A 17,428-nucleotide genomic window follows, 5' to 3' on the forward strand; every position below is an offset into this window, starting at 1 on the left:
CGCCTCCGGTCATTCGGCAATATTGTTAGAGGTGCGCGTGTTATGACGCTCCCGGATGAACTGCACTGCAATGATTGATCCCGTCACAAGAACAACAATCAAGGTCGAGGCCGTGCTCAGCAACGGATCAACCTGGTAGGCAATGTCGCCCCAGAACTTGATGGGCAACGTTGGTGTTTGCCGTCCCAGCAGAAAAATGCCGACAAGGAGTTCGTCGAAGGATGTCAGGAAAGCCAACAGTCCCGCCGTAAGGAGAGCAGGTTTGAGAATGGGTAGCGTGACAAGTCGAAGTGTTTGTAATGGACGAGCTCCGTGCACTGCAGCTGCTGGCTCTAGGGACTGGTCAAAATTTCTCAGCGCCGCAGCCATGACCACGATGACGTAGGGCACGGCGAGCAGGACGTGCCCCATAACCAGCCCGCCGAAGGTGCCGAGTATGTGTAGCTTTGCTTCGAAGACGTATAGCGAGGTTGCGATAATGACCACTGGCACCATCAAGGGGGAAAGCGCAAACAGGAATAGCGCTTTCTTGAATAGAAACTTTGTCCGCACCAGCCAAAACGCGCCCATCGTGCCTATGATCGTCGCAACGCAGGCGGCAGCGATACCCAATTGAACCGAAAAGAAGAACGACTGGTGCCATTCTGTAGCACTCGCCAGCTTTTCCCACCAACGCAGCGAAAATCCTGGGGGCGGAAAGACGACGAATGAAGACGAACTGAAAGACAGCACCACGACGACAATCAACGGCGCCGTCAAGAAAAAGAGTATGAGGATCGTGTATACCCACAACCAACGGGAATTGCGGGTGAGGATGGGTTTTGTGAGAAAATGCACCGATGCCTCGACAGTGTAGAGAAGAGGACCGATCGATCGTTTCACTTTCTTGAGCAGCCGTGCCGCAGCGCGTGGTTGTTCATCGGTGAGGGTGACTGTTGACGATGACCATATCATTTCCAGCGGGATAAACAGGCTCGCAACGAAGAGAATGGCGATTGTCACCAAGAGCAGCACGATGGACGAAGCATATCCGAGTTCGAAGTTCAACAGCGTTGTCATCTGCGCGACAATCAGTTGTGAGATCATTGTGTCACTCGGGCCGCCCAACAGGGCAGGGGTGATGTAGAATCCGATGGCGGAAATGAAGATCAGGACACCTGCAGAAAAGATACCCGGTAATGTCAGTGGGAAATAAACGCGCAGGAATGCCTGTACCGGCTTTGCCCCCAGTATCTGGGCGGCTCTGGCAACATCATGGTCAATGCGCACCATTGACGAATACATTGTGAAAATGGCGGTCGGGATGAAGACATGGGCCATACCAACGACCACAGCAAAAGTGGTGTTGAGCAGGGTCAAGGGTGCATTGATTAAACCCGCCCAAATCAGCGCGTTGTTTATGATACCTTCGCGACCAAGTATGATCATCCAGGCGTAGGTTCTAATTAGGAAAGCAGTGAAAAGCGGAATCAGCAGGAAAATACTGACGGTGGACAATGAACGTGACTTAAGCTTGGTCAGTAGATAAGCGACCGGGTATCCGGCAGCGAGGGATACGACTGTCACGATCAACCCGATCCGAAGGGTATAAAACAGTATGTTCAAGTTCGTCTCGCTCGAAAAAACGCGAGCGTAGTGACTGAAGTTGAATTTCGCTCCTTCGAAACTGCCCCAAACGATATAGGACAGCGGAATCGCAAGAAAGCCGATCAGGAGGATGAGGAGCGGACCCGAAACCAGAGCTCCTCTAATCCAGCGATTTTCTAACAGGGAGTTCATGACGGTTAGCCTCTTTGCCAGGCGCTTTATACCCGTGCCGCTCGCGCTTTCCTGTACCACATTCATAACTTTCACTCCGTCGCTGCTCCGAATGCAGCGCTAATAATTCCCGCTCGGGGCATTTTTCACCCGCAATAGGTTTCCCGACTGCGGCCAGCCCCAACGAGCAGAAAACGGCTTGGAAGGACCACTATTACGCGTTGGCCTCATAAGCCTTTTCTTCTGACGGCATCTAATTCAAGAAATCTTCAGAAGTTGGAGGGCTTCCACGCAGTTCGCGATGTCCCAAACACCAGCTTCATTCCTGTTCCCGTTTCTTTGCGGTTTGGCCAAAACGTTCGTCACGTCCTAAGCCGCATATATTATTATACAATATCATATATTGGAAAAGCGGGAACGTCAATGCGGTTTTGGTTCCGCCGTCTTTGGTAGATTGTCGGAGGCAATCGCTTAAATCAAAGATCCTCACCCTTGCGCCCAACTATTTCGCGATGGGCTCGGGCCTTCTGGATCGATGCGGCAGGACGATGGTGTGAGGATGAAGGCGTTTTGCGGCTCTACGCCCGGACGCGTTTGCAACCATTTGCGGCTCTTTCGCCATCTTTTTTTAAGAATTCCGGTATCGGCAGCCACACGGACCCAATCCTGCCGCTAGACTAGCAAACTGGGTGTTGAGGATCGTCGTGGGGAGGCTAAGCGTATTGGGACTGGCCGTAGATATAGCCAATCTTGCGGAACACTATTTTGCGTGCGCCTCCTCAACAATGGTCAACAGAGCTTCACCTTTGCGGATGGAAGGGTGAGTAATACGCCAAAGGACGAATCCCGTCGCCGGAGCAAACACCTCGTCCAGGACATCTCCAAATACGTCGCGCACTGAGCCGAGACGCTGCCCTTGCCTCACGATGGATCCCGGCTCGACTTCTGCATGAAAATCCCCATCGCTCGGACATTCAACCCAGATGTAGCTGTCGCATAATGAGCGTCCATTGGTGGCCGATGACGGTTGGGAATCTATAATTCCGAGCAACCGGGCTACGTTCAATACTCCCTCGACATGAAAGGAAATATCGGCCTCGCTCAAAAGACCATTCGACCCGGCCTCGGTCATTATGGCGATCTGCTTGCGCAAAGCGCACGCTGTCGGAGGTCGACCCGGTTTCTTCATATATTCCGGGCCAAGGGCAAGCACGATCTCACTGTTGAAGCACATTGCAACGTTGCATGCCGCGGCGTCGAATTCATCATCACCCGTGCGCTGGAAAATGGTGAACCAGGATACCTTCTCTTTCAGATCCCCTCCATGCATGTCGATGTAGCAGTCTGCACCCTTGACCCACTCGTTGAGGACGGCGTCGCAGAGGACTTCGGAAAAGGTCCCGTCGGTTCGACCGGGGAACGTATGGTTGATGTTCTTGCCGTCGACGGGGCACACGTACTCGCTATATTTGTGGATGGCTGGCTGATTGATGACGGGTACAATTGACACTGACCCCTTCATCTTTTCGGGCTCGAAAAGCCTCTGAAGCCGTATGGACGCCTCGATGCTAGATACTTCATTGACATGCACTCCGGCAGACACACAAAGCCGGGGGCCAGGTTGCGTTCCTCGGATTTCGCATAGCGGCCAAGTATAATCCCCCAAGACCTCGTTGTCGAAGCGGAATGTTCCTCGGAATACGCCTTCTTCACCGTATCTGCAGCTATTCTCTTGAGCGGTTATCTTCATTTATGATCTCAACGTGATTTTCGGAACCGCCGCCATAGGCCATGTTCGCCCCTCAATTTTATTGCATAATAATATCATATATTGTAGATTGCCGATGTCAAGGAAAGCTGCATGGCTCCCGTTCACAGTGACGACTATGCCGAGGATCAGCGCGGGGCTTCAGCCTTTACACGCGCATTGAATAGCAATATGCACTACCGCATTCCATTTTTAGTTTGAGAGGCACGATGCTTGATCGCGGCGGTAAGGGCAAGAGCGGAGTCAATCCACCTGCTTCGTTCGAAAAGACCAACGTGGACGAGCGTCTTTATCTTGGCACCATCGAAAAGGGGATGCTCGTACTAGACACGTTTTGCTCAAATCCGCGCCCAATGACATTGGCTGAAGTCTCCGAGGCTTCCGGCTTGAACAAAAGTGCGACCCAGCGCGTGCTCTACACTTTGCGGGCGCTCCGGTATCTGACCCATAGTGAAACTACTCGGCAGTATTCACTTTCTGTCAGAGCCATGGACATTGGCAACGCGTATTTGCGAAGCAATCCGATCGTGGAAGCGACATTTCCTTATTTGCTTGAGGCGAACAAGCGTTCACAGGAGACGGCCAATCTGACGGAACTCGATGGTTCTGACATCGTGTTCATCTCACGTGTGCCGAGTAGAAGCGTGATGAGTTCATATGTCACGATTGGGACGCGTCTTCCTGCTTTTGCGACCGCGCCAGGTCGTGCGATCCTCGCAAACTTGGACCCGAGCGTAGCAAGCGAGATCCTCAAAGCACCTTCCTTCGACGCTCTAACTCCCTTTACGATCCAAGACCGCCCGAAGTTGCTCGATGAGCTGGATAATGTGCGCAAGAAGGGGTTTGCCATCGCAAACCAAGAGGCAATGCTCGGCGACATTTCAATCGCTGCACCGATTTTCGGGTATGATAACAGAGTGGTCGCAGCGGTTAACATCGCAGTTTCCACCGCTAACTGGACCATTGAACGAGTCGAAGCTGAACTCAGTCCGATTACCGTCGAGATTGCTAGACAGATGTCCAAGGTAGCGTCGCAGTACCGGCGAGCCTGAAGCCGCCACCCTGAGGAGGGCGTGGCGCGAGCACACTTTCCGGCAAGTTGTCATGCTCGGAATCTTCTGCCGGAGGAGCATATCTCAGGCGTCGTTCCAGAAGGCTTCTACGTCCATACTGTTATCGGTTTTTTGAGGACGTATTGGATAACGTTTGCGACAATAGACGGTTTGACCGATAGAACTAGCGGATTGGCGATCGAATTCGCAAGTGACCGCAGGGCCAATCCTCGACGACGTTCAAACACTGAGAATTTGTGCCTGCCATCTACCCACCTCCGGGAAATTCGCGCCTACCGCCAGCCAGCACCATACGTGTCGGGTTGGCGTAACCGCGCTCCCGCTCCCGCAAAATCCTTTCTTATATCGATTCCAAGCGACCTATGCACCGGATGATCGTTGCCGTCTCTCGTTTCCCGGTCGCTGAAACGCGAGGAATGACCGGGTCACATTCCAGCGACCTGCTTAAACACGCTTGACTTCACGAACAGGTTCGTCACATTATGCGATATATAATATTGCATTCCAATGAATGGTGGATCATGGATCGCTACATAATCGTTGAAAGAAGAGACGAGGTCGCAGTGGTCACACTGAATCGGCCCGAAATTCTGAACGCCTGGCACAAGCCAATGCGGAGCCAGTTTGTTGAAGCACTCGTCGATCTCGAGGAGGACAGCACAGTCCGTGCGATTGTACTGACGGGGGCAGGGGACCGGGCATTCTGTGCCGGCCAGGACCTCAACGAATCCAAGTCCTTCGACGGAGAGACAGGCTCCGAATGGATCGCTGAGTGGGAGCGGCTGTACGGGGCAATTCGCTCGCTCTCCAAACCTCTCGTTGCGGCTTTGAATGGTGTGGCCGCCGGCTCCGCGTTTCAGGTTGCGCTGCTATGCGACTTTCGCATCAGTCATGCCGGAGTACGCATGGGTCAGCCTGAGATCAATTCCGGGATCGCCAGCGTAACCGGGCCGTGGATCATGCGCGAGATGCTTGGATTGGCTCGAACAACCGATCTGACGCTTAGCGGCCGACTGATGGGTGCCGACGAATGTCACTCCATCGGGATCATCAACAAGATTGTTCCGCAGGCAGACGTCCTGACAGCTTCGCTTTCACTCGCCCTTGAGCTTGGCGCCAAGCCTCCAGTCGCCATGCGCCTCGATAAGCAATGGCTGCGCGAAATGACCGAGCTTGGGTTCCGCCAGTGCCTGGATGCGGCAGTCCGGATCCACCGGGAAGCCTACGCGTCGGGTGAAACAGCTCAAATGATGGAGAAATTTTTGGCGGAACGGGCATCTCGAAAGGCGTGACTTTTTCATGATGGACAATCTCAAGGGCTTCATTGCCGACTTCAATGCAAAAGCCGACCGAAGCCCTGATCAGGTTTTTGCGATTTTCAACGGTCAGCCGATCACTTTTGCTACGCTGAAAATGGAATCAAGCGCGTTCGCCTCGACACTGCGACGCAAAGGCGTGCAACCAGGCGACCGTGTCGCAGTAATGATGCGGAACTCCCGTCTATCGCTTCCTGTCCTTTTCGGCATTGCAAAGGCTGGAGCCGTTTGGGTGCCGATCAATGCGCAGCAAAAGGGCGACGGGCTTTGCTACATGCTCGAGCATAGCGAACCCAAGCTCATCTTATGTGACCCTGATTTCCGATCAACGATCTCAGGGTGCGGTGCTCAACTACGCTCCGAAAACATCATGTTGGTCGGCGGCGATCAAGATCATTCGGTACCGGAGGCAATCCTGCTCGGCGAAAGCAATTTTGTTGATGCTGTTCCAGATGCGCACGATTTGTTTGCGATCATGTATACGTCGGGAACAACTGGTCGGCCGAAGGGTGTGCTAGTTACCCACGGGATGCTGCGGCTCGCGGGGGAAGCGGTACGGACCCTAACCTCAATGGGTCCAGCAGACGTGTTTTTTGTCTGGGAGCCACTCTTCCATATTGGCGGGGCCCAGCTTTTGGTTCTGCCGATCATCGAAGATGTGACGTTGGCCATGGTCGACCGCTTCAGCGCGAGCCGCTTCTGGGATCAAGTTAGGAACTCATGCGCAACTCATATCCATTATCTCGGTGGCATTCTTCAGATTTTGCTGAAGCAGCCGGGGAGCCTGCTTGATCGTGAACATTCGGTTCGGATCGCGTGGGGAGGCGGGTGCCCGAAAGACGTTTGGCCGGAATTCCGTGATCGCTTCGGCGTTGAGATCCGGGAATGCTATGGGATGACCGAAGCAGCGAGCATTACGACCTGCAACACCAAAGGTGTCGTTGGCTCCGTCGGAAAGCCGACGCCTTGGTTTTCTGTTTCGATCGAGGATGAGGTGGGCAACCCCGTTGCGAGCGGAAATCGAGGAGAGATCGTCGTCAGATCCTCGCTCGCTGGTGCTCTTTTCAAGGGTTATCTCCGCAACCAGGAAGCAACGGGAAAAGCGCTCGTAAACGGGGCGCTTCACACTGGAGACGCAGGCACTTTAGACGGAGACGGAAACCTGTGGTTCCATGGCCGGTTGACAGACAGCGTCCGGTGTAAGGGAGAGAATGTCTCTGCTTGGGAAGTGGAGCGTGTCGTTGGTACTCATCCGGCCGTTGAAGACTGCGCGATGATCGGAGTAGCTGCCGATGTGGGTGAGCAGGACATCAAATTGTTCGTGAAAGCGAAGACCGGAAAAGTTATCGAGCCTGAGCATCTATCTCACTGGCTTTCTGACCGCCTCGCCTCCTACCAGAACCCTCGCTACATCACAGTGGTGAAGGAATTTGAGCGCACGCCAAGTCAGAGGATCATGAAGCATTTGCTTCCCAAAGATCTAAACGATTGCTGGGATCGGCTGGCAGCAAAAGAGCAAGCTCGGGCTTAGGCTGGGGTCACAGGTATGCAGGCCCACCGCGCTGAACGCAAATTTAGATTGGCTACCTTGTTGAAGCGTACGGAGTACAGCGCAGCGGCAACGCAGAACGGGACGGGATGGTGAAATGAACCGCACATCAATCAAACTAGATGAACCCTTGATCCTCGTCGGTTGCGGCAATATGGGCTATGCACTGCTACGGGGATGGATCGACACGTCTACTGTCGATCCCGCCGCTGTCCACGTCGTCGAGCGAGTCAGAGTTCTGCGGGAGAGAGCCGTGGCGCTCGGCGTGAATACCCATGAGACCTGTGAGACGCTACCAGCAAAAGCAGGAATCATCGTCTTCGCACTTAAGCCTCAAGCCCTCCAAAATGAGCTGCCTCCCTATCAGCGCTTTTCAGATGGCACCGTTTTCGTGAGCATCGCGGCGGGCGTTCCCGCTGGGAAGTTGAAACTATTGCTTGAATCTCCACGTATCGTGCGTGCGATGCCGAACACCCCGACCGCTATAGGAAAAGGCTCAACGATTATTTTTACCGATAGCGCTGTAGAAGACGGCGAGCTTGAGAACGTCTTATCGTTGTTCAAAGCCGGTGGTGCGGTTCATCAAGTCACACGAGAAGACCTTATAGACGCGGCCACAGCAATAAGCGGCTCAGGGCCGGCGTACATCTTCTACCTCATCGAGTGCCTGGGTGATGCGGCTCGTGAACTAGGTCTGCCGGCGGAAGTAGCGAGCAAATTGGCCAAAGAGACTGTTCACGGTGCGGCGGCGCTAGCTTTTGCATCCAATGACCACCCAGCGGAGCTTCGACGACAAGTCACAAGCCCGAATGGAACCACCGCAGCGGCTATGTCGGTCCTTGCGACAGAAAGCGCACTTTCTGCACTCATACTGCGCACCACTAAGGCAGCTTTTCAACGATCATTGGAACTTGGTGGAGCAGAGGAACTTGGATTAACGTCAAGCGGCCAGGGGACCAAATGACAGAAGACATCTTATACCTGAATGCATCAGACATAGATCAATTGAACATATCGCCATCTGAACTGCGGGCGGTGCTTCGAAAGGCATTTGAAGCCTATAGTTCAAGTGAACTGCGGATCCCTTCCAAGCAGACTGTGAGAGCCGCACCAGATCGATATTTTCAGACGATGGCCGCGGTTTGCAACGAACCTCCCTTGGCGGCTGTAAAGTGGGTGAGTGTCGTAGGAACGAACTCTCAGCGAGGACTGCCAAATGTTAATGGCCTGATCATCCTCGGCGATGGTGAAACCGGACTGCCGCTCGCCGTTGTGGACGGTAACCGCCTCACAGTCATGAGGACCGCAGCCATGTCGGCACTAGCGTCTGAGTACCTCGCATCACCGACTAGCACTTCGCTAGGCTTCGTAGGATGCGGGGCACAGGCATACGGCCATCTGACGGCGCTGCGAGACGTGCTTCCGGGCTTAGCTGACATCGTATGCTTCGACCGCCGTATCGAGTCTGCGGTATCACTCGCTGCGCACGCCGACGCAGACGGCGCCAACGGTCGAACCACCACCAGCCCGGATGATGTCCTTCGATGCGACATCGTTGTCTCCACCGTTCCGAGTGTCGCAGGTATGGAGCCGTTCCTCGATGCTCGGAAGCTGACGGCGGGTAGCCTGGCTATCGCAATCGATATGGGGCGATCGTGGTTGCCTGATAGTTTTGGAGCATTTAGCTCGTTCATCGTCGATGACCAGGTGCAAGCCGAGGATCCTGATAGCCGATCAAAGCTAGCTTATTCTGGTCCATTTAATGCGGACTTGGCTGATCTCGCAAGCGGCGTTTCGAGGGGCCGCACAAGCGGATTGGATCGTATCCTATTCATCTATCCTGGTTTTGCGTTGGCGGATCTTGCTGTGGCGGGTGAACTCTACATTAGGGCTCGGCGGGAAAATGTCGGGACAAAATTGCGCCGCTAATAGGATCCAGTTCCGGGTTGCTCCAATGTGATCGTTTTCCAACTTAGATGAACGCCAAGTCTGAATTTTGGCGTCACACACCCTCAACCTCTCCCGGCTGCACTGCAAGTACAGCTTCGTATGCAGGCGATCGGCCGATCACGCACACTGCAAACCAGTGTGCCGGGAACATACGGTGACTTATCCTTAGATTTGCTGAACAGGGCAGCTTTAGTGGAGTGCGCCCATCGTTAAACGACAGAGATCCGTAATGCCGTAGACTGGTAAGCCAATTTTCTTTCGCAGTGCCGGAGCAACGCAAGGGAAAGCGGTGCAGGTCAGTAGAATGTTTGCAATGTCTGGGTGAGACGCTCGCAAGCGTGTTGCACCCGCAATCACATCTGCCTCAAGGCCCGCCATCTTTTCAGAGATAGTCACCTCCGCTGGATAGCGCGTCTTCACGCTTTGCTCATACGCACCTTCGCAACCGCCGAAAACTACCCTGCTCCGATCAGCCGAATTCTCAATGCCGAGGGCTGCGTCATCGTAGGGGGACGGCAAGGAGACACTCAATAGTCCAATTTTCGCCGCACGGCTCGCCTGACGCAGCAAGAGAGGCAACAAAAGCAGACTCGATAAAATCACCGGAACGCCCACCGCTGCTGCCACCGCAGGCTGATGCCAAGAAAAAAGGCCACAATCTGAAGCAACTGCGACAGCACCCCTTTTTACCAGACGTTCGGCAGCGACGATAAGGGCGGGCTCAATCGAAGAATCGCGGGCCCAGAGCCGATCCATATAGGCCCCTTCGACTTTTTCCGCGATGATCGGAAAATCGAATGTCTCAGGGTTAGCGACATAGCCGCGCGGCAACACGGAGTCGCCCTCGGTCGTCAGAACGCCCAGCGCGCGTCCAATCATTCCATTGCTGATCATTCTATTTCCTCCTCTGGAAACTGTCACAATCCAGTATCATCCCGCGTAAATTATTATGCAATGTGCAATATTGAATTTTCATTTTGGAGAAGGATTGCGCAAAGGTCTTCGGGCACGAGTTGTGATTGAGGTGCCCAAGCTCGGAATTCCACATAGGGTACAAGATCTTGCACCTTCAAAGCGTTCAGTTCGTAGATCCCGAAAACTGTGGTTGGTTTGATTGCAGGCAGCCTTGCCTCATCGCTGCCGGGCGTCAACTTGGTATCACGTCGGCTTCAACGCATTATTTGGTTCAAGATGCGTACGGTGTCGGGCGCACTGAAGCAGCGTCAAGCCGTTCCTATGCCGGAAATATTCTCCTTGACGAAAATAAATTAAATTATACAATATGTCGTATTGCTATGCGATATAACCGTATGATGCAGTTGCTAAGCATGTCTGGAGATGCGCTCGAGTCTTTATGACGTTGGAATCCACTTCGAGCTTTGCACAAAAGGGGAACAGAGGATGAGCAACAGAATAGCAAGCGACGCTCTCGCGGTCTGTGCGGCGATATTGCTTTCCGGATTGCCGACCGCAACTCGCGCGGAGGAGATCCCGGAAAATCTTAAGGGAACTGGGGAGGTGGTCGTTGCCACCGCCGGCGGCGCTTTTGAAGAAGCGCAAAAAAAGGCTTGGTTCGAACCGTTTGAGCGCGATACTGGCATCAAAGTGATTACCATCCCTTCAAGCGCTAAACTGCTTGCCTCGGCAAAGCTCGGCCAACCAGAGGCCGATATCAGCAATATCAATGGCGGTGAGGTACCGACATGGGTTGACAACGATGCTCTGGAAAAGATCGACTACACCTTTTTTGCCAAGGAAACTCTGGCAGGGCTTCCGGAATTCATGAAGGGTGAATATGGCCTCGGCTCTTTCTATTACTCAGTTGTGGTCGCATACAACACAGGCAAATTTCCCAATGAGCGTCCGAAGAATTGGACTGACTTCTACGATGTGAAGGCATTTCCAGGCAAGCGAAGCCTCCCAAATTGCGACCTGATGCTGTATGGCGCACTTCTGGAAGGGGCACTGATCGGTGATGGCGTCCCAAAAGACAAGCTTTATCCTCTCGATATGGATCGAGCCTTCGCGAAGCTTAAGGAAATAAAGCCCAATGTTGGTCGCTGGTGGGCAACGGGCGCAGACGCGCCGCAAAGCCTTATCGGCGGTGAAGTTGATATGGCCGCTGCATGGAACGGCCGCATCGTCACTGCCAAGAAACAAGGTGCGCCACTGGAACTGTCATGGGATCAGTCCATGCTGCAGTATGATGATTGGATCATTCTGAAGGGCGCGTCCAATAAGGAAAACGCTTCGAAGCTTCTTGCCTACATTTCGCGGGCAGAGGCACAGGCAGCGTTCGCAGAAGCAATCCCGTACGGCCCGGTCAACAAGGATGCATTCAAGCTTTTGCCGAAGGAACTGGCGGAAACCATACCTGGCGCACCCGGAATCATGGAACAGCAGATCGTACAGAATTACGATTGGTGGGTTCAACGGGGTTCGGACGGCCGCACCAACTATGATGTGGCCATAGAGCGCTGCACCACTTTTCTGTCACGGTGAGGTTTTGCAGCTGCGGTCCATAGGTCCGCAGCTGCTTTATAAAGGCGAGCCTCGCCCTTTACTAAGCAGCACGATATCCTAGGGCAATTTACTGGCACCGACAAACCCGCTTAGAGAAGTACCTTTTTGACCCTAACGCGGCCGGGTCCCCGCTCTTCCGAGTTTATGCGGTTCGCCATCTGGAGAATGGAGAAACTGATGAGAATTGCCGTAGGTGGTATCCTTCACGAGACGAATACGTTTCGCAGGCAAGATGCACAGCTTTTAGATTTTGAGATCGTACGTGAGAAAAGTCTGATCGAGGCTCACAGCGGAGTTCGCTCCTATATAGGCGGAATGCTAGACGCCGCGGAGAAGGCAGGGGCAGTCGTTCAACCGACGATGTTTGCATCCGCTGAAGCCGGCGGCGTCATTGAGGAAGAAGCCTATGCCAGTATGCTTGGCGATCTGCTTGCGAGTATCGAACGCGCTCTCCCGGTCGATGCGGTGGCGCTGGCTCTCCACGGCGCGGGCATTGCGAAGGCGATAGGCAATATAGAGATCGACATATGCCGAAAAGTTCGCGACCTCGTTGGTCCAAATGTGAAGATCGTGCTAACCCTTGATCTTCACGGGAACCTCGATGCGTCTCTTTCCGTAATTGTTGATGCAATTTTTGGAACAAATTTCCATCCTCATACCGACATGTTTGAAAGAGGGCAGGATGCGATAAATATCCTCCCTGAATTGCTTTCTGGGCGCATCATCCCGAAGCTGCACATTGAGAAGCTTCCCATCCTGCTGGTCACCGCGACTACCATGTATGGCCCGATGGCTACGGTTAACGAACTATGTCGCTCCATCGAACAAGAGCCTGACATTATCGCATGCACTTTCTTTCATGGATTTGTATGGACCGATACCGCTGACACTGGGCCGTCGGTGCTAGTAATCGCGAACGGAGATGCACAAAAGGCTCGTGAGGCTGCCCAGCGCGTCGCTCGGTTCGTCTGGGAAAGACGGGATAAGTTTCGGTCAAACGCTCTTTCGCCGGAGACGGCGATCGAGTCCGCGCTAAGCTCTGGCGCCTGGCCAGTCGCTCTGTTGGATGGGGGAGACGATCCCGGCGGCGGCTGCCCTGGCGATGGGACATATTTGCTACGCGCCATGCTCGACGCGAACCTGACCAATACGTGTTTTGCGGCAATGTTTGACCCTTCAGTCGTAGCGAAGGCTCTCGCAGCGGGCGTCGGTGCCACTATCGAGGTTGAACTTGGTGGCAAAACGGATGTTCGGCACGGAAGTCCTATCGCTGCGACGGCGTACGTTAAGATTCTGACCGATGGGCAGTTCCTTTGCCAGTCTCCGATGGGCAAGGGAAGCCAAGTCATTGTTGGCCGCACCGCAAGGTTGCAAATTGGTGGGATCGACGTCATTGTTGTCTCCGAACGTCATCAGCCAATCGACACCGAAATCTTTCTGATTCATGGTATCGACGTGACACGCTACCGCATAATTGCGCTGAAGTGCACGAACCACTGGCGCGCTGGCTTTGCGAAAGTCGTAAAGCGTGACTTCCTCGCCGATAGCCCCGGGATCATGAGCAGGAATCTCTCCGACCATTCTTATACCCATCTCAGCCGGCCGATCTGGCCGTTAGATCAATCGGCGGTGTATTAACAAGAATGGATATCGGCATCCTAGCTGTTTGACGTGTAATATTCATTGGAGGACTTCACACACGAAACACCGAGCTCCGCGCAAGGTATTCGTAGCCCAATAGCGTTCTTTGAAAAGCTCCACGGGGTTCGACTACAGTATCTTCGCTCTCAATGTGTTCGGAAAATTTTCAGCATAGCTAGGGTTAGCGTTCGCTGGAAATTGCCGGGACTTGGTCGCCGTTGTCGTAGCACAATGACCTTTTCTGCCGTCGACACGCGCGCCTGATTGATGATGAAGAGTTCGCCGAAGTTCCATAAGGTTTGTTACGCCGCAAATGTGTAGGGGGGTGGGTTCAAGGATGAAGTGCGACTTGCAATAGATAACAACGGTTTATCCTTGCAAGGAACGAGACATGAAGCGCACCTACTCCCAGATCGATATCGATGAACGCCGCAAGATTGCCCGCTGGCGCACGGCTGGGGTCAGCGTTGATGTGATCGCCTATGGCACGCCGCCCGCGTGATGCGGTGCTGCGCAACCGAAGTGGTGGCTCAGCACCGCAACCCGCAGTCAGCGCGCAACTGCAGCAACCAAAAACCGTCGGAGCGAGCTCGAATTGGTTAATACTCAAGTTTGTGAAGCGAGTTCCGGTTGCACGACCTCGAAACGAATCGTCGCGCCCACCCGCAAGCTGATCTCGTTTACAGAGTTTGCTACCAATTCTACGAGGCTCTCGAGCGAATGGATTCGTTGCTTGTCTCCAGCGAGTGTGAATTTTCCCAGGAACAACAAGGCGCACACTTTGTCGGGCCGAGCGCAGAAGACCAATTTACTGCCCTCGGCTTCTAGCACCAGGAATGCGTCATCGGATGCCATTCCGGGGAACATTTCGTAAGCTCGAGACAGTCTGGATCGGATTACATCATAATCCTCTAATGTTTCAATGGCACCGACCAGGGACAGGTAGGGCAATCTGGTCGAACTCCGCAACCACACTTCAGTTCCGTCGGCTTTTAGAAACATACGTATCTCCACCGTACCTTAAAAGGTACCAGGTAGTACCAGGTCTTGAAGCACTCCGTGCTTCAGATCGAGAAGAACATGTTTGAGTATATGACTTTACCTCAAAGCATATTCGGCTACATGTCCTCATGTTGTTTCGTGCCTGTCCGGGTCCTTCCAGGTTCTCCATTCGTAGTTACGAAGGACGATATAGCCGGGGCCAGTTCCTATTACATAGTTTGGGTTTAGCGGTGTTTTGCCGAGCGGGGTGCAGATCACGTATTGCGGTACGGCAAAGCCGGTAGTGTGCCCACGCAGGCTTTCAATAATATGCATGCCAACATTGATTGAAGTTCGGAAGTGCTCAGCGCCCCGCACTAGGTCGGCGTGGTATAAATAGTATGGCCGCACGCGCGCAATAAGGAGTTTGTGGACCAACTCTTTCATAACCTCGACAGAGTCGTTAATTCCTTTCAAGAGCACCGACTGATTACCCACTGGCACTCCCGCTTCTAGCAGCCGTTCGATCGCCAATTTCGCTTCAGACGTGATTTCATTGGGGTGGTTAAAGTGTGTATTGATCCAGATGGGGTGATACTTTTTGATCATCTGGCAGAACTCGGGCGTGATCCGCTGCGGCAATGTCACAGGTATTCGTGTGCCGATGCGAATAATCTGAACGTGAGGAATTTGCCTGAGGCGTGACAGTACATACTCTAGCTTACTATCAGAGACGGTCAGCGGATCGCCTCCGCTTAGCAGTACGTCCCGAATCTCTGGACGCTCGGCAATGTACGCTATACCTCTGTCAATTAGCGCTTGGTCACTGACCATTGACTCTCGGCCCGCGCGGATTTTTCGTGAACAGTGCCTGCAAAAGGTGGGGCATAAATTCGTAAGATAAAAGAGAACGCGGTCCGGGTACCTGTGAACGATGCAAGCGACGTCAGTCTTTCCCTCCTTCCAAAGAGGATTTTCGGAATCAACGCCGGACTTGTGGAACGAAGGAAGTTGGTCAATATGGAAGATGTCGTCGAGTTCCTTGATGCTCGGAATTGCCTGTAGGCGGATGGGATCGTTCGGATTGTCCTTTTCTATCAGCGATAGGTAGTAGGGTGTTGCCCGGAAAGAATATCGCTCACCCACTTTTTGGAAAGCTTCTACTTCATCGGGAGTGATGTTTAGCTGCTCCTTGAGCGCCTCCAACGTGGTGGCGCTGTTTGCAAGCTGCCAACGCCAATCATCCCAAGCCGTCGGGTCCGTCGTCATATGATATCTCCGGTTTGAGTTTCCGTTGGCGGTATTGAGCATCCAGTACGAAGGGTCCCGTCCGCAGTGAGGTCTGGAGCAAACCTAACATTTTCCTTCGTTCCTCAGTTCAAAGTTGCGGCGCACCTGGACCTACTCAGCCGCATCTCGTGCGGCATCTAGTCGAACGACCACAATCGTTTTTTCAGTCACGTCGCTCGACGGAGAAGAGATTGTTACACGACCGTCAAGTTCCAAGCAGCCTCCCGTTAGCCTGTTCACCCGGGGATGGCGCGACTGCCCAATCAACTAGGTTCAACGCGCGGTGAAGTATCGCCTCGGCTTCTGCGGGGTCGGTCGAAGCGGCAATAACATGTCCGATTATGTCTAGGTAATCACCTTTCCGGACAAGAGAGACTCCCGGGTCAACATAGAATCTAACCTCAGCAATACCTGGTACAATCTCCGCCAGATCGGTACCTCTGATGTGAGCCAGTGTGCCGTCCCGATCAGGTACGAAAAAATGGGCTGCCGCGACGCGGGATCGGCTTTTATGCAGGTCGCACTCTTCCCCGATAACAAGGCTGATGTGTTGTTCGATGACATCTAGACCGTAGGCCAACTGGACCAGCCGAGAAGTGGTCCAACCCGGAAGCCGTGGGTTGACTTCCATCACGACCGGGCCTCTTTTTGTCCAGCGGAGTTCAACATTTGCTGGGCCCCAGCCGAGGCCGAGTGCTTGCAAGCACCTCAACGAGACATCCGTGATACCCTCGTGCTCCTCATCAGTTAGCTGGGCTGGAAACATGCTTCTACGAGGAACGAAATGAGGCGGGGGCCCAAATTCGGCTGAACCAATCGCAATGACTGCGTTCCCCATTGTAACAACGTCATAAAAAGGCCCTTCTACGAACTCCTCGACAAGTATTGTCGGCGAAGACCGCCAGGGGAAAGCCCCTCCCAGGAGATAGGTTGTGTGTTCGGCTAACTCAGCGGCATCGCGACATAATCGGACACCGCTGCTTCCGTTTCCAACTGCGGGCTTAACAATAACCGGGAACCCGATGTTAGCGGCAGCCCTATCCACAGTCATTGCACTAGCTGCCCATCGAAAGGTCGGTACTGGCAGGCCATTTTGCGTCAGGAGCTGACGTTGATTAAATTTGTCGCAGCAACGTTCGATCAAAAGGGGGTCCGGACCTGGTCGGTCGAAGCACCGGCATAGCTTTCCGACCGTCACGTTAACCGACTCGCCGCGGGTCGCAAAACCGACAAACCCGGCAATATCACAGGTCGTAGCCAGATTGAGGCACTCACGCTTCACCGCATCGAAATCGTCAGTATCGACCATTATCGCCTTACCGCCTTCCGCCATAAGGTAGTCATACTGCGTTGGATCAGCCGCCAGGGTAATCGGTTGTAGTCCACGACGTCGGGCGGCCTGGACGTACAGCAGACCATTACTTCTCGATCCTTCAATGAGTACGAGTGCTTTTGTTCGCATTGGGTGTTGACCCTCCATCCGTCCGAGGCTGTATCCGAGGGCAAATTCGCACTGAATTGTCTCTAGAGGTTCCCATTTTTCCAAGGTTCGCGTATTGCATCGCAATTTACTGGCCAC

General features: G+C 53.6%; 13 protein-coding genes. 7 read left to right on the forward strand and 6 right to left on the reverse strand.

Going from position 1 to position 17,428, the window contains the following annotated elements; all coding sequences use genetic code 11:
* Positions 1–9: 9 nt before the first annotated feature.
* Positions 10–1,845, reverse strand: a complete 1,836-nt coding sequence (locus tag J7U39_RS27655; RefSeq protein ID WP_210633196.1) for an ABC transporter permease subunit — start codon at positions 1,843–1,845, stop codon at positions 10–12.
* 673 nt (positions 1,846–2,518) lie between these two features.
* A complete protein-coding gene (locus J7U39_RS27660; protein WP_018517524.1) occupies positions 2,519–3,508 on the reverse strand; it encodes a succinylglutamate desuccinylase/aspartoacylase family protein in 990 nt (329 codons plus the stop codon).
* A gap of 227 nt (positions 3,509–3,735) precedes the next feature.
* Between J7U39_RS27660 and J7U39_RS27665 the strand changes: the two genes are divergently transcribed.
* The 5 genes from J7U39_RS27665 to J7U39_RS27685 all read left to right on the forward strand — a co-directional run bounded on the left by J7U39_RS27665 (position 3,736) and on the right by J7U39_RS27685 (position 9,393).
* On the forward strand, positions 3,736–4,578 hold the full coding sequence (locus J7U39_RS27665; protein WP_168299463.1) for an IclR family transcriptional regulator C-terminal domain-containing protein: 843 nt from the start codon (positions 3,736–3,738) through the stop codon (positions 4,576–4,578).
* Positions 4,579–5,120: 542 nt separating this feature from the next.
* Positions 5,121–5,891: an enoyl-CoA hydratase/isomerase family protein gene (locus J7U39_RS27670; RefSeq protein WP_210633197.1), complete on the forward strand. Its 771-nt coding sequence runs from the start codon at positions 5,121–5,123 to the stop codon at positions 5,889–5,891.
* A 7-nt stretch (positions 5,892–5,898) separates the two neighbouring features.
* Positions 5,899–7,446, forward strand: coding sequence for an AMP-binding protein (locus J7U39_RS27675; RefSeq protein WP_207580270.1), 1,548 nt, complete (start codon positions 5,899–5,901; stop codon positions 7,444–7,446).
* A 115-nt stretch (positions 7,447–7,561) separates the two neighbouring features.
* Complete coding sequence (proC, locus tag J7U39_RS27680; RefSeq protein ID WP_210633198.1) at positions 7,562–8,428, forward strand: pyrroline-5-carboxylate reductase; 867 nt, start codon at positions 7,562–7,564, stop codon at positions 8,426–8,428.
* A complete protein-coding gene (locus J7U39_RS27685) occupies positions 8,425–9,393 on the forward strand; it encodes an ornithine cyclodeaminase family protein (protein ID WP_210633199.1) in 969 nt (322 codons plus the stop codon). The genes proC and J7U39_RS27685 overlap by 4 nt, the downstream gene beginning before the upstream one ends.
* 210 nt (positions 9,394–9,603) lie before the next feature.
* Here J7U39_RS27685 and J7U39_RS27690 read toward each other — a convergent pair whose 3' ends face one another.
* Complete coding sequence (locus J7U39_RS27690; protein ID WP_246622111.1) at positions 9,604–10,308, reverse strand: hypothetical protein; 705 nt, start codon at positions 10,306–10,308, stop codon at positions 9,604–9,606.
* Between the two features lie 507 nt (positions 10,309–10,815).
* On the opposite strand from J7U39_RS27690, the gene J7U39_RS27695 reads away from it, so the two are divergent.
* Positions 10,816–11,916: an ABC transporter substrate-binding protein gene (locus J7U39_RS27695; protein ID WP_247241812.1), complete on the forward strand. Its 1,101-nt coding sequence runs from the start codon at positions 10,816–10,818 to the stop codon at positions 11,914–11,916.
* Between the two features lie 198 nt (positions 11,917–12,114).
* Complete coding sequence (locus J7U39_RS27700) at positions 12,115–13,575, forward strand: M81 family metallopeptidase (protein ID WP_168277083.1); 1,461 nt, start codon at positions 12,115–12,117, stop codon at positions 13,573–13,575.
* A 609-nt stretch (positions 13,576–14,184) separates the two neighbouring features.
* Here the strand turns inward: J7U39_RS27700 and J7U39_RS27705 are convergent.
* The 3 genes from J7U39_RS27705 to J7U39_RS27715 all read right to left on the reverse strand — a co-directional run bounded on the left by J7U39_RS27705 (position 14,185) and on the right by J7U39_RS27715 (position 17,311).
* Complete coding sequence (locus tag J7U39_RS27705) at positions 14,185–14,580, reverse strand: hypothetical protein (RefSeq protein ID WP_131702611.1); 396 nt, start codon at positions 14,578–14,580, stop codon at positions 14,185–14,187.
* A gap of 126 nt (positions 14,581–14,706) precedes the next feature.
* Positions 14,707–15,828, reverse strand: coding sequence for a KamA family radical SAM protein (locus J7U39_RS27710; protein WP_131702612.1), 1,122 nt, complete (start codon positions 15,826–15,828; stop codon positions 14,707–14,709).
* Between the two features lie 226 nt (positions 15,829–16,054).
* Positions 16,055–17,311, reverse strand: a complete 1,257-nt coding sequence (locus J7U39_RS27715; protein WP_168277481.1) for an ATP-grasp domain-containing protein — start codon at positions 17,309–17,311, stop codon at positions 16,055–16,057.
* Positions 17,312–17,428: the final 117 nt, after the last annotated feature.

The organism is Rhizobium sp. NLR16a, from assembly GCF_017948245.1.
GTDB lineage: Bacteria > Pseudomonadota > Alphaproteobacteria > Rhizobiales > Rhizobiaceae > Rhizobium.

Excerpts from the sequence above, each read along its gene's own strand:
- J7U39_RS27670 (WP_210633197.1), top strand. The coding sequence starts at position 5,121 with ATGGATCGCTACATAATCGTTGAAAGAAGAGACGAGGTCGCAGTGGTC.
- proC (WP_210633198.1), top strand. The coding sequence starts at position 7,562 with ATGAACCGCACATCAATCAAACTAGATGAACCCTTGATCCTCGTCGGT.
- J7U39_RS27705 (WP_131702611.1), bottom strand. The coding sequence starts at position 14,580 with ATGTTTCTAAAAGCCGACGGAACTGAAGTGTGGTTGCGGAGTTCGACC.
- J7U39_RS27700 (WP_168277083.1), top strand. The coding sequence starts at position 12,115 with ATGAGAATTGCCGTAGGTGGTATCCTTCACGAGACGAATACGTTTCGC.
- J7U39_RS27675 (WP_207580270.1), top strand. The coding sequence starts at position 5,899 with ATGATGGACAATCTCAAGGGCTTCATTGCCGACTTCAATGCAAAAGCC.
- J7U39_RS27660 (WP_018517524.1), bottom strand. The coding sequence starts at position 3,508 with ATGAAGATAACCGCTCAAGAGAATAGCTGCAGATACGGTGAAGAAGGC.
- J7U39_RS27655 (WP_210633196.1), bottom strand. The coding sequence starts at position 1,845 with ATGAATGTGGTACAGGAAAGCGCGAGCGGCACGGGTATAAAGCGCCTG.
- J7U39_RS27695 (WP_247241812.1), top strand. The coding sequence starts at position 10,816 with ATGAGCAACAGAATAGCAAGCGACGCTCTCGCGGTCTGTGCGGCGATA.
- J7U39_RS27715 (WP_168277481.1), bottom strand. The coding sequence starts at position 17,311 with ATGCGAACAAAAGCACTCGTACTCATTGAAGGATCGAGAAGTAATGGT.
- J7U39_RS27690 (WP_246622111.1), bottom strand. The coding sequence starts at position 10,308 with ATGATCAGCAATGGAATGATTGGACGCGCGCTGGGCGTTCTGACGACC.
- J7U39_RS27685 (WP_210633199.1), top strand. The coding sequence starts at position 8,425 with ATGACAGAAGACATCTTATACCTGAATGCATCAGACATAGATCAATTG.
- J7U39_RS27665 (WP_168299463.1), top strand. The coding sequence starts at position 3,736 with ATGCTTGATCGCGGCGGTAAGGGCAAGAGCGGAGTCAATCCACCTGCT.
- J7U39_RS27710 (WP_131702612.1), bottom strand. The coding sequence starts at position 15,828 with ATGACGACGGACCCGACGGCTTGGGATGATTGGCGTTGGCAGCTTGCA.